Annotated in this window: 8 protein-coding genes; 5 read left to right on the top strand and 3 right to left on the bottom strand. The window is 49.4% G+C overall.

Annotated features, from left to right (window positions below):
* Position 1: 1 nt before the first annotated feature.
* Genes mukF through mukB form a run of 3 tightly spaced genes read left to right on the top strand, consistent with a single transcriptional unit; the run spans position 2 to position 6502 of the window.
* Entirely contained in the window at positions 2–1339 is a 1338-nt protein-coding gene (gene mukF / locus PQQ36_RS08770; RefSeq protein ID WP_011150799.1) for a chromosome partition protein MukF, read from the top strand.
* Positions 1320–2042 (top strand): chromosome partition protein MukE, encoded by a 723-nt coding sequence (mukE, locus tag PQQ36_RS08775; protein ID WP_060531158.1) that lies wholly within the window; start codon positions 1320–1322, stop codon positions 2040–2042. The genes mukF and mukE overlap by 20 nt, the downstream gene beginning before the upstream one ends.
* Positions 2039–6502, top strand: coding sequence for a chromosome partition protein MukB (gene mukB / locus PQQ36_RS08780; protein ID WP_225470626.1), 4464 nt, complete (start codon positions 2039–2041; stop codon positions 6500–6502). The genes mukE and mukB overlap by 4 nt, the downstream gene beginning before the upstream one ends.
* A gap of 51 nt (positions 6503–6553) precedes the next feature.
* Here mukB and PQQ36_RS08785 read toward each other — a convergent pair whose 3' ends face one another.
* Positions 6554–7603 (bottom strand): AraC family transcriptional regulator, encoded by a 1050-nt coding sequence (locus tag PQQ36_RS08785; protein WP_013571411.1) that lies wholly within the window; start codon positions 7601–7603, stop codon positions 6554–6556.
* A 161-nt stretch (positions 7604–7764) separates the two neighbouring features.
* Here PQQ36_RS08785 and PQQ36_RS08790 point away from each other — a divergent pair, with 161 nt between their 5' ends.
* Both PQQ36_RS08790 and PQQ36_RS08795 read left to right on the top strand, forming a co-directional pair.
* On the top strand, positions 7765–9249 hold the full coding sequence (locus PQQ36_RS08790; protein ID WP_225470627.1) for a coniferyl aldehyde dehydrogenase: 1485 nt from the start codon (positions 7765–7767) through the stop codon (positions 9247–9249).
* 81 nt (positions 9250–9330) lie between these two features.
* Entirely contained in the window at positions 9331–10971 is a 1641-nt protein-coding gene (locus PQQ36_RS08795) for a GMC family oxidoreductase (RefSeq protein ID WP_072615308.1), read from the top strand.
* A 124-nt stretch (positions 10972–11095) separates the two neighbouring features.
* Here PQQ36_RS08795 and PQQ36_RS08800 read toward each other — a convergent pair whose 3' ends face one another.
* The gene (locus PQQ36_RS08800; RefSeq protein WP_108694368.1) at positions 11096–12088 is read right to left on the bottom strand and encodes an alpha-L-glutamate ligase-like protein; all 993 of its coding nucleotides are present in this window, start codon (positions 12086–12088) and stop codon (positions 11096–11098) included.
* 3 nt (positions 12089–12091) lie between these two features.
* The gene (locus PQQ36_RS08805; protein WP_273660948.1) at positions 12092–13597 is read right to left on the bottom strand and encodes an inactive transglutaminase family protein; all 1506 of its coding nucleotides are present in this window, start codon (positions 13595–13597) and stop codon (positions 12092–12094) included.
* Positions 13598–13601 lie beyond the last annotated feature (4 nt).

Consider the following 13601-nt stretch of genomic DNA (forward strand, 5'->3'; position numbering starts at 1 on the left):
AATGAGTGAGACAACTCTCAATGCTGCAGAGCAACCAATCGATGAATTGGTTAGTTGGGTTAAGCAGCACGATTTCTCATTGAACCTGACCACCGAGCGATTGGCGTTTCTCATCGCCATCGCTGTATTAAGTAACGAAAGGTTTGATGAAGAGTTGGGTGAAGGTGAGCTGCATGATGCGTTTACTATCGTCACTCGACTGTTTGAAGAAACGGGTGAAGCCTCAGCGTTTCGCGCCAACAACGCCATCAATGAGTTGGTTAAGCAGCGCCTGATCAGCCGCTTTACCAGCGAAATGACGGAAGGTGCCAGTATCTACCGTCTTTCGCCGTTGGCGATCGGCATTACCGACTACTATGTCCGTCATCGAGAATTCTCCAAGCTTAGATTATCGATTCAACTCTCCATGGTGGCTGGCGAAATGGCGAAAGCCATTGAAGCGGCCAAGCAAGGCGGGACGGCAGGGCATTGGAAGAAAAATGTCTATGCGGTGCTGAAATATTCTGTGGGTGAGATTTTTGATCAAATCGATCTCAACCAACGCGTGATGGATGAGCAACAACAATCGGTTAAACAGCAAATTGCCGATCTGCTGAACAAAGATTGGCGTGAAGCGATCAACAACTGTGAGTCACTGCTTTCAGAAACCTCGAACACGCTCAAAGAGCTGCAAGATACACTACAAGCGGCAGGGGATGAGCTGCAAACTCAGATCTTGGATATTCAAGAGTTGGTCTATGGGGATGAAGAACTCGAGTTTATCGAAGAAACTCTGTTTGGGTTGCAGATGAAGCTCGATCGCATCACCAGCTGGGGTCAACAAGCCATCGATCTGTGGATCGGTTACGACCGCCATGTTCACAAATTTATCCGTACCGCGATTGATATGGATAAAAACCGAATCTTCAGTACTCGTCTACGCCAATCGGTCAAAGATTACTTCGACATGCCATGGTATCTCACTTACGCAGATGCGGAACGTTTGAGCGATTTGCGTGATGAAGCCTTAGTGCTGCGTGACGATGAAGTGACCGGACAAGTGCCACTTGAAGTGGAATATGAAGAGTTTCAACAAGTCAATGATGAGCTTGCCGAGCGTATCGGCGAGATGTTGCGTCTCCATAAAGATAACGGCAAGCCGATCGATCTCGGCATTGTTCTCAAAGATTATCTCGCGCAGCACCCTCGCACTCATCATTTCGATTTAGCTCGTATCGTTATCGACCAAGCGGTGCGCATGGGTTATTCCGAATCGGATTACCAAGCGATTCAGCCAGATTGGCAGGCAATTAACGACTACGGCGCAAAGGTACAAGCAAATGTCATCGACCGATATTAATGAATACATGCCAGAAAATCTGGCCAAAGCGATTTGCAACCCGCTGTTTCCAGCATTGGATAGCATGCTACGTGCAGGTCGTCACATCTCGAGTGAAGATTTAGATAACCACGCACTGCTGTCGGATTACGAAGTTGAGCTGTCGGCTTTTTATCAACGTTACAACACCGAATTGGTGAAAGCGCCAGAAGGTTTCTTTTACCTTCGTCCGCGTTCAACCTCATTGATTGCCCGCAGTGTGCTCTCTGAGCTGGACATGTTGGTGGGTAAGGTGCTCTGTTTCCTTTACTTGAGCCCAGAGCGTTTGGCGCATGAAGGTATTTTTACCAATCAAGAGTTGTATGAAGAGCTGATCGCACTGACTGATGAAAAGAAACTGATGAAATTGGTGACCAACCGTGCGTCGGGGTCTGATCTCGACCGTGAAAAGTTGTTCGAAAAAGTACGCACCTCATTAAGACGTTTACGCCGTTTAGGTATGATCATCAATGTGGGAGACAGCGGCAAATTCAGTATCAGTGAAGCGGTGTTTCGTTTTGGTGCGGATGTGCGCGCGGGAGATGATCTTCGCGAAGCGCAATTGCGTTTGATCCGCGATGGTGAAGCGGTGGTTCACACTCAAGAGCCGACTCAGGCAAGCCTACTGGCTGACGAAGAAGAACAGGATTATAACGAGCAAGCTGAATTAGAAGGTGAAGCATGATTGAAAGAGGTAAATATCAATCGCTGACCATGGTCAACTGGAACGGCTTTTTTGCTCGTACCTTTGATATTGATGGATTGGTCACCACCCTGTCAGGGGGCAATGGTGCAGGTAAATCAACCACGATGGCAGCGTTCATTACCGCGTTGATTCCAGACCAAAGTTTGCTGCATTTCCGTAACACAACCGAAGCGGGCAGCAGCCAAGCCTCTCGCGATAAAGGTTTGTACGGTAAGCTACAACCGGGTGCCTGTTACGCGGCATTGGATGTGGTGAACTCACGCAATCAACGCTTACTGTTTGCGGTGAAGCTACAGCAAGTGGCGGGCCGTGACAAAAAAGTGGACATCAAGCCGTTTGTGATTCAAGGCTTGCCAAGTCATGTGAAGCCAACGGATGTGCTGATTGAATCCGTCTCGGCCACTCAGGCGCGCGTTCGTCAAATCAACGAAGTGAAAGAGAGCGTTGCTCAGTATGAGGGCGTTCAGTTTAAGAGCTTCTCTTCGATTGTCGATTACCATGCACAGATGTTTGAGTTTGGCGTTATTCCGAAGAAATTACGCAACTCGAGCGACCGTTCTAAGTTCTACCGCCTGATTGAAGCTTCATTGTATGGCGGTATCTCGAGTGCAATTACTCGTTCGCTGCGTGACTACCTGTTGCCACAAAATGGTGGGGTGAAGAAAGCGTTCCAAGATATGGAATCGGCACTGCGTGAAAACCGTATGACGCTGGAAGCGATCAAAACGACGCAAGCTGACCGCGATCTTTTCAAGCATTTGATCACGGAATCCACCAATTATGTGGCGGCAGACTATATGCGTCACGCCAATGAGCGTCACAAGAAGTTAGAGCAAAGTTTGTCACTGCGCTCTGAGCTCTTTAGCTCACGCGAGACACTGATTGAGCAAAACCGCTTACTGAACCAAGTTCAGCAAGAGTTGGAAATGCTGATTGAATCAGAATCGGCATTGGAGCAAGACTACCAAGGCGCTTCTGACCATTTGCAGTTGGTGCAAAATGCTTTACGTCAGCAAGAGAAAATCGAGCGTTACCAAGAAGATCTTGAAGAGCTGAATGAGCGTCTTGAAGAGCAATCCATGGTCGTGGAAGAAGCGCAAGAGCGCGTCTTAATGGCCGAAGAGCAGTCTACCGTCGCAGAAAACGAAGTAGACAGCTTGAAAACGCAGTTGGCCGATTACCAACAGGCGTTGGATGTGCAGCAGACTCGCGCGCTGCAATATCAACAGGCAGTTCAAGCGCTAGAAAAGGCCAAAGTGCTTTTGTCTGACAGCACGTTAACCGCTGAATCTGCGCAAGCCTTGGTGGCGCAGTTAACCCAAAGCGAAGCAGAGCAGACCCAAGCCTTGTTGGCGCTAAAGCACAAATTGGATATGTCCTCCGCGGCCGCACAACAGTTTGAAAATGCGCTGAAATTAGTGCACAGCATTGCTGGTCAAGTTGAACGTGCAGAGGCTTCTCGCCATGCGAAAGCGGCTATTCAACAAGCGCGTTCCGCGCAGCAAGTGGTGCAAAACGAAAACCAATGGCGCGCGCAGCATCGTGACTTAGAACGTAGCTTGAATCAGCAAAACCAAGCGCAAGCCTTGGTCGCGGAATACCAAAAAGCACACCAAGTTACGCTTGATGATGAAGTGATGTTTGAGCAAGAGCGTGAACGTCATCATGCTCAACTTGACTTTCTTGAGATTGCGTTGGAAGAGAATCGCGAATTGCGTAGCGAGCAGCGCCGTCAGGAGCAAGATTTACAAAGTGACATCACGCAGCTTCAGGCGATCGCGCCAAAATGGATTGCGGCCAATGATGCACTGGAAAAACTGCGTGAGCAAAGTGGCGCAGAGCTGGCGGATAGCCAATCGGTGATGTCACAAATGCAGCAAGTTCTTGAGCAAGAGAAACAGCTTTCTCAAGCCAAAGACAAGCTGGCAGAGCGTCGCAGCCAACTGGAAAGTGAAATTGAACGTCTGGCCTCTCCTGGTGGTTCTAATGACCCACGTTTGAAAGGTTTAGCGGATACGCTAGGCGGTGTCTTGCTTTCTGAGATCTATGACGACATCACCATTGACGATGCGCCTTACTTCAGTGCGATGTACGGCCCTGCACGTCATGCGATTGTGGTGTCCGATTTGTCGGGCATCGAAGAAAAACTGGTGGAACTGGATGACTGCCCTGAGGATCTTTACATCATTGAAGGCGATGTGGATGCCTTTGATGACAGCTCAATCAAAGTGGAAGAGCTAGAGGGCGCAGTGTGCGTGCGTTTGAACGATCGTCAAATGCGTTACTCTCGCTTCCCTGTGATCCCGCTGTTTGGTCGCGCAGCACGTGAACAACGTCTAGAGCTGCTGCGTAGCGAGCGCGAAGAAGTCGTTGAAAAGCACGCGAAAGCGGCATTTGACGCGCAGAAAATGCAGCGTCTATTCCAAGCGTTTAACCAGTTTGTGGCGGAGCACATTCAAGTGGCCTTTGCCGCGGATCCTGAGCAAGCACTTGTGATTGCGCGCGATAAGCGTAACCAACTGACGCGCACTTTGGCTGAGTTGGAAGCGAAAGAGCAGCAGATGCGCAGCCAAATCCAAAACAGTAAGCAAGCGCTTACCATGCTGGATAAATTGGCACCGATGATGGCGGTGATCAGCGATGACACCATCGGAGAGCGCTTCGCGGAACTGGAAGAGAAAATTGCTCAGTTGGTCGATGCGAAGCAGTTCTTAAACGCACACGCCAAAGCGGTTGAGCAGTTAGAAAGCCAATTAGCGGTACTTGACGCTGATCCTGAGCAGTTCGATGCACTGGAAGCGCAATATCAAAGCGCAGATAGCCAATTGCAAGCGTTGAAGAAGCAAATTTTCGCCTTGTCGGATTTGGTTGAACGTCGCCACTATTTTGCTTACGCCGATTCGGTTGATCTGCTTAGCAAGAGCAGCGAGCTGAGTGAACAGCTAAAAGCGAAATTGGTGGAAGCGGAACGTGCACGTAGCCGTTACCGTGATGAGCTCAAGCAGCAGCAAGAGCAGATGAACCAATACAACCAAGTGTTGGCCTCTCTAAAGAGTTCATACCAAGCGAAGTTGGAAACGGTTCAAGAATTTAAGCAAGAGCTGGCAGAGTTTGGAGTCAGTGCCGATGAAGGGGCGTTGGAGCGCGCGATTCGTCGTCGTGATGAACTTCACGAGCGTTTGCACACCTCACGTAGCCGTAAGAGCGAGTACGAACGTACCCTTACTTCAACAGAGCTGGGCATGAAAGAACTCGCCAAGCGCTTGAAGAAGGTGCAAAAAGAGTACGTTGAACTGCGTACGTTTGTCGTTGCTGCGAAAGCAGGCTGGTGTTCAGTACTGCGTTTGGCGCGTGAAAACGACGTTGAGCGCCGTCTACATAAACGTGAGCTGGCTTACTTGTCGGCGGGTGAACTGCGTTCCATGTCGGATAAATCATTGGGTGCTCTGCGTCTTGCGGTTGCCAACAATGATGATCTGCGTGATGCACTGCGACTCTCTGAAGATAATGCGCGTCCTGAACGCAAAGTCTTGTTCTACATTGCGGTTTACCAGCACTTACGTGAGCGTATTCGCCAAGACATCATCCATACCGATGATCCGGTCGAAGCGATTGAAGAGATGGAAGTGGAGCTGGCTCGTCTGACCGAAGAGTTGACCATGCGTGAAAACCGCTTGGCCATCAGTTCTGAGTCGGTGGCGAGCATTATTAAGAAAACCATTCAACGTGAACAGAACCGTATTCGCATGTTGAACCAAGGTTTGTCCAACATCTCGTTTGGTCAGGTGAAGGGAGTTCGACTCAATGTGAAAGTGCGCGAAAGCCATGAAGTGTTACTGAATGGTCTCGCCACGCAGCAAGAACAGCATAAAGATCTGTTTGAAACGGCACGTTACACCTTCTCTGAAGCGATGGCGAAACTGTTCCAGCGCGTTAACCCGCACATTGATATGGGGCAACGTTCACCACAAGTTTTGGGTGAAGAACTGCTGGATTACCGCAACTACCTTGAATTGAGCATTGAAGTAAACCGTGGCTCTGATGGTTGGCTACAAGCGGAATCGGGTGCACTGTCTACTGGTGAAGCGATTGGTACTGGCCAATCTATTCTCTTGATGGTGGTGCAAAGCTGGGAAGAAGAGTCACGCCGTCTGCGCAGCAAAGACATCGTACCGTGTCGTTTGCTGTTCCTTGATGAGGCGGCGCGTCTGGATGCGAAATCGATCTCAACACTGTTTGAGCTTTGTGACCGCCTCGATATGCAACTGCTTATCGCTGCGCCAGAGAACATCAGCCCAGAGAAAGGCACCACTTATAAACTGGTGCGTAAAGTGTTTAAAGATCACGAACACGTGCATGTCGTCGGTTTGCGTGGCTTTGGCCAAGAGCAGAAACCGAAGAGTGAAGCGCAACAGATGATCGAAGAGTTTGAAGCGTAAACTCAATAGCAATAAAACCAAACGCCCGCGATGATCATCGCGGGCGTTTTTTTATTGTTGATGAAGCTCAGGGCGAGTCAGCGCTTGCTGGCGAAATTGCTTCGGTGACGCACCGCTCCATTTGCGAAATGCGTGGCGGAAATTGGCGCTATCGGAAAAACCAACACGCTCTGAAATCTCTTCAATGCTCATTTTCGTGGAAGCAAGGTAGTGGCGGGCAAAATGGAAGCGCACATGATCTAAGATTTGTTGGTAGCTACTCTCTTCTGTTTTCAAGCGACGGCGAAGGGTTCTTGAGGACATGCCAAGTTCGGCAGACAAGGTTTCAATAGACGGATAATACCCTGGTCTTTCCACAAACATTTGGGTGATTTTTTCCTTGAGGCTCGCTTTGCCGCTTACTTTCTCTAACATTTCGTCGCACGATTTAAGGCACAGTTGCAGTGTGGCGGTATTGGCCGCGGGAAGAGGCTCTTGCAAACTCCTAGCATCAAACTGCCACTCTAAACGTGGGCTGTTAAACTCGATTTGGCAGTGAAATATTTGCCGATACAGTTCACTGTATTCCGGTTCGGGATAGGGGAATCGGATAATCGTGGAAGGGAAGGGCTTTTGCATCACTTCTTCGCATAAGCTGTGTATTGCAGCAAACCAATATTCACAACAAAACGGCAAAAGAGATTGCAAATCAATCAATTGTTCGGCGCGAAAATAGCCGGTATGGCCTTCGATACCCATGGTCTTTTTGAGCACAGGGCCGGCCAATCGCAGGTACTTAAAACCAATCATCATCGCGTCGAAGAGCGTATTGCTGCTAAATATCGCGTAACCCAGCACGCCAAAATCACTAAATCGGGCTTGCTGACCGACGCGTAGACCTAATCCGCCCTCTTCTGAATGGGCTAAGGCATTGCTAAAAATCGCCAATTTTTGTGCGAGTGTGATGTGCGTGTCCGGAGTATAGAGTTGCGAAACGCTGAGACCACTGCCGAGCAGCAGTGAGTCAATGCTGACTTTTGATTCCAAATAGCGGTTGAGTAGCTGCAGATCTAAAATGCCACAAGCTTGAGCATCCGGTTCATAAACGGCAACGTATTTCATTGTCCCTCTCCATTTCAACGTCATCCTAGCGCGGACTGAGGTGCGATTCAGTCACCTTAAGATAATTTTGTCCGAATATCACCGTTTTTTGTCTTTTTGTAACCTGTGCGTCATGTTATCAAAATGTTGTAATCATTTGCATTGCACCGTGGGAGAGAAACATGAATGTACTGGCTAGGCAAGATAGGGACGTACATCGCGATCAAGGAGTGATGGCAACCCATGACGCCACAGCAAGCGAACTTGCAACGTGGTTTTCCGAATTACAAACGGCTTATCAAGCAGAGCCTAGCGCGAGCTACTTGGTGAGAAAACATCGATTACTGGCGCTAAAAAAACAACTTTCTCGGTATCAAGACGTACTGGCAGAAGCAATGAGTCAAGATTTTGGAGGTCGAAGTCATACCGAGTCCATCATGGCGGATGTGCTTGCGCCAATTCTTGATATCAACCATGTGCTCAAACACTTGAAGGGGTGGATGAAGCCCAGCCGAAGAGCGACAGAGTGGCTGTTTAAAGGCAATCAACTGGAGGTTCGTTATCAGCCGAAAGGCGTGGTAGGCATTATCTGCCCTTGGAATTTCCCGTTGTATCTCTCGATAGGCCCGATGATCACGGCGTTAGCCGCAGGCAATCGCTGTATGATCAAGATGCCACCCAATTGCCCGCAAACCGCGCGACAGCTCCGTCGTATGCTTGCCGAGATCTACCCAACAAATCTAGTTCGTATCGTAGAAGGTACGCATCCAGAAGCGATGGACATTTCACATTTACCTTTTGATCATTTGGTGTTTACTGGGTCCCCCACGAGCGGAAAGATCATCATGGCAAACGCTGCCGCCAATCTCACGCCGGTGACGTTAGAGCTGGGGGGCAAGTCGCCAGTGGTGGTGTTTGATGATTATGAGATAGCAAAAGCAGCGCAGCGAATTGCGCATGGTAAAGGGTTCAACTCTGGGCAAATCTGTATCGCTCCCGATTACGCGTTTGTGCCTGAAGGTAAGCAAGAAGCCTTTGTTGATGCGTTGAAATCTGCCCATCAAAGTATGTACGGTGATATCAAGGCCAATCAAGATTACACCGCGCTAGTCGACGACGCGCAGTACCAGCGATTCCATAGCTTGCTTGAGGATGCGCGAAGTAAAGGAGCGACGATTACCCAATGTCTTGAACCTGGAGAAGGGCGAAAAACGCCGCTGTATATTGCGACCAATCTGACGCCAGATATGCGTATCTGCCAAGAAGAGATCTTTGGGCCTCTGTTACCGGTTCACACCTTTCAGGCCATAGAAGAGGTCATCGACTATATCAACCAACGGCCAAGGCCTCTGGCGTGTTACTTGTTCAGCCATCATCCAAAACAACGTGAAACCTTGCTCACTCAAACCCACAGTGGCGGTGTTACCATCAATGGCTGGGGCTGGCATGTGCTCAACCATTCTGTGCCGTTTGGCGGCATCGGCAATTCTGGCATTGGCAACTACCATGGCGAAGAGGGCTTCCGCGAACTTAGCCACGCACGCACCGTCTTGAAAATGCGTGATTGGTTTCCGATTCAGTTGTTTGCGCCACCCTATGGCAAGTGGGTGCAAAAACTGGTGGTGCGCGTGTTTGCTGGCAAACCCGATCCCACACTCAAAGAGTGATTTTTAAAACAGCTTCAACCGTACTGATGGCGTTGAAAACGTCTTAAAACAGAAATACCCAGTCGAGGTAGAGGAGAGAGCATGAAGGAATATGATTTTATTGTTGTCGGTGGCGGCTCTGCCGGTTGTGTGTTGGCGTCTCGATTGACGGAAGATCCTGACGTCACCGTCTGTTTGCTGGAAGCGGGGGGCAAAGATAGCAGCCCTCTCATTCATACACCGGTTGGCATGGTGGCGATGATGCCCACCAAAATAAACAATTGGGGGTTTGAAACCATCCCACAAGCAGGTTTGAATGGTAGAAAAGGGTATCAACCGCGGGGCAAAACGTTAGGCGGTTCCAGTTCTATCAATGCCATGATGTACGCCAGAGGGCATCGATACGACTACGACTTATGGGCGAGTTTGGGAAACGTCGGTTGGAGTTATGACGACTGCTTACCCTATTTCAAAAAAGCGGAGAACAACGAGATTCATCGTGATGAATTTCATGGCCAAGGTGGCCCTTTGAATGTCACTAATTTACGCTCACCGAGTGACGTGTTGGAACGTTATTTAGCCGCTTGCGAGTCGATAGGCGTTCCACGCAATCCCGACATCAATGGCGCGCAGCAGTTGGGAGCGATGGCCACTCAAGTAACACAAATCAATGGTGAAAGGTGCAGTGCCGCCAAAGCGTATCTTACTCCTCATTTGGACAGGCCAAATTTAACGGTGTTAACTCAAGCGACCACCCATAAAATTCTCTTTGACGGCAAGAGAGCTGTTGGCGTCGAATATGGCCAAAAAGGCCACACGTTTCAGATCCGCTGTAAGCGAGAAGTGATTTTATCTGCTGGCGCGTTTGGCTCTCCACAACTGCTTTTGCTTTCGGGCGTCGGGGCGAAGAAGGATTTACAGCCATATGGTATTCAGCAAGTTCACTCATTACCCGGGGTAGGGGAGAACTTGCAAGACCACATTGACTTAGTTCATACCTATCGTTGCAGTGCCAAGCGCGATACTTTTGGTGTCTCACTTCGTATGGCGTCGGAATTGACCAAAGCGTTACCACAATGGATCACGCAACGGACGGGTAAAATGAGCAGCAATTTTGCTGAGGGGATCGGCTTCTTATGCTCTGATGACAGCGTAGAGATCCCCGATCTGGAGTTTGTTTTTGTCGTGGCGGTAGTGGACGATCATGCGCGTAAAATTCATGCAAGCCACGGCTTTAGTAGCCATGTGACTTTATTACGACCCAAAAGTGTTGGCCGCGTCAAACTGAACAGCGCCAACCCTTACGATGTGCCCCACATTGACCCGGCGTTTTTTACGCATCCAGAAGATATGGACATCATGATCAAAGGCTGGAAAAAACAGCAGAAAATGTTGGAGAGCTCGGCGTTTGATGACATTCGAGGGGAGAGCTTTTATCCCGTTGATGCCTCGGATGACAAAGCGATAGAGCAAGACATTCGTAACCGTGCTGATACACAATATCATCCGGTTGGCACGTGCAAAATGGGCGTGGCAAGTGATCCGCTGGCCGTGGTCGATCATCAGCTCAGAGTTCATGGCTTAGCGGGGCTAAGGGTGGTGGATGCCTCCATTATGCCGACCTTGATTGGTGCAAACACCAACGCACCAACCATCATGATTGCGGAGAAAATCGCCGATGCGATTAAAGCGCACTATGCGGGTTTGGTCTGTGCGGAGAAGGAAACTATGCCAGTGGTTTAACTGTTGCTAAGAGTGTCGTTGTCGACGTTTTAGGATAAAAATACGCCACTGCGTTCGAGTGGCCAACAAGAAAACGCCCGCAATCATCGCGGGCGTGTATCGTATAAGTGACGCAAGAATTGATCTAGCTTGCGCTGCTATCAAAATCTTGTTTTGCGCCAAATTGACGCATTGAATACGCGACGCGCTCTTCCGCTGAGGGATAGACCAGTGGTGCGCCCAAGTTCTCAATATGGTGTAAGCGTGGTAAAAGCCCTGCACCGTTGGCAATTTGAATCGCTAGACCAGGGCGAGCGTTGAGTTCCAATACCATTGGTCCTTCTTCTTTATCCAACACCATATCGGTACCGAGATAACCCAGTCCGGTCATTTCCCACGCACTGGCTGCCAAGGTCAACAAACGTTGCCAATGAGGCACTTGTAAAGTAGCAAGATCTTTTCCTGTGTCTGGATGGTGAGTGACAGGTTGGTTGAACTGCACGGCACGAATCGCTTTCCCCGTCGCAATATCAATACCTACCCCAACCGCACCTTGGTGCAAGTTGGCTTTTCCATCCGACGCGGCTGTTGAGCAGCGCATCATTGCCATCACAGGGTAGCCTTTGAATACGATGATCCGCACATCGGGCACCCCTTCGAAGCTGAAGCCGTCAAAGCAGTTATCAAACTTAATTAAGTTCTCAACCACGGCGACATCGTTTTTTCCACCAAGAGAGAATAACCCCGCTAGAGCATTAGAAATATGGCGTTCGATCTCTTCTTTGTTGATGGTGGAACCCGAAGGTTTGGTGTAAACGCCCTCTTTGTGCGAGGTCACCACAAGGATACCTTTGCCACCACTGCCACGAGCGGGTTTGATAACAAAGCCGGGCCACGTTTTTACCATCTCGTGAATGTTCTTCACATCTGCCTGATTGCTGATCACACCAATCAACTGCGGCACTGTACAGCCCGCACGTTGCGCGATGATCTTGGTTTTGAGCTTGTCATCCACCAAAGGGTATTTGGAACGGTCGTTGTAGCGACCAATATAAGCGTGGTTACGCTTATTCATCCCCATGATCCCTTTGCGTCGCAGCTTCATCGGTGATGTGTACTTAGACAAAAAGGAGAGCATAGATTAATCCTCCACCAATGGCTTAAAGCGGCGCAGTTCTGTAATACGGTATCCAGTGTAAGTACCCAATAGCAAAATTGCCGCCAGTACCACAAGCTGAAGACCGATGAAGTTGAAGGTTAGGTGCTGGATGTATGGGTTAGTCATGCCAAGGTAAACCAATACTGCGGTAAATAATGAACCACCGCCTTGCATTACCACCTCTTTCGCGCCTTCTTCTTCCCACAAGATGGACATACGTTCGATGGTCCATGACAAGATGATCATTGGGAAGAAGGTGATAGAAAGGCCTTCGGTTAGACCAATCTTGAATGCCACGACGGTGAACACGGAAATAATCAGAATAACGGTAATAATGACCGCAGATATCCGCGCAACCAACAGCAAGTTCAGCTTGGAGAGGTAGCTACGAATGATCAAACCCGTACCCACAATCAATAAGAAACCGACAATCCCCGTAACCAGTTGCGTCTGTACAAACGCCACGGCAATCAGTACGGGCATAAAGGTGCCGGATGTTTTCAAACCAATGATGACGCGCAAGAACACCACAATGAGTGCGCCAATCGGCACCAACATGATGGTCTTAAACATCGCTTGTTCTTCGAGAGGTAAGCTGTGAATCGAGAGGTTCAGTAGGCCATCGGCTTCCACTTTGTTGTTGGTTGCCGCTTGCGGTGAAATGTCTTGCGCAATCATGGAGAAATGCACTTGGCTATTTTGACCACCGACCAAATCCAGTAGCGATACGTTAGAATCATCCCATACCAGCAAGTTGCCTTGGTCAGCGTGTTGCTCAGAGTTTGGCGAGAATAGAACCCAAGATTGCCCATCCCACACTTGAATCATTGATTCAATAGTTTGGCGACGACGGCCATCTTCCAAAGCGATGACTCCGACCATTTTGCTTTGAACATCGGCAGTCGAAAGCAGTTTGTAGATGGTGGTGGCACGGTCAGCGTTGTTAAGCAGTAGCGCTGCGTTTTGGCTGTCGGGATCGTTGAGTGTCTTTATCAACTCGCGCGTGAACGTGATGTTATCAGATGAGCGAGCCATCGCACGGTCAATTAAGGCTTTCGCGGCGGTTTGTTCCGGATTAGAGTAGGTCGGTTTGTTGATCGGCTCAGTGGGCGGTTGTACGGTCACTTTTGCCTGTGGGTCCACTAGAAACTGCGTTTTGTAGTAAATGGTTTGCGGGCCACTTGCTTGTCGAATAGACCACTCAGCGCGACGACCCGATGCGGTATTAACGTAAGAGACGCCATAGCCTGGAGACGATGCTGTCTCATTGATCAAGGTGAAGCCATTTTGAGTATGAGGTGCTGCAAGTGAGGCTTTCACCTCTTGACCGCTGGCGTTAAATTCAATGCGCGCTTCAATATCCCAGATCTGGCGGCTTTCGCCGGGTGTCCATGGCACGCCATAGGTTTGATGGCGAAACACGCTGAGTGTTATCCCTGCGACAATCAGCAGGATGATAGAAAGATAAAAGGGAACTCGGGAAGTCATAGCC

Source organism: Vibrio sp. CCUG 15886, assembly GCF_028570825.1.
GTDB lineage: Bacteria > Pseudomonadota > Gammaproteobacteria > Enterobacterales > Vibrionaceae > Vibrio > Vibrio vulnificus_B.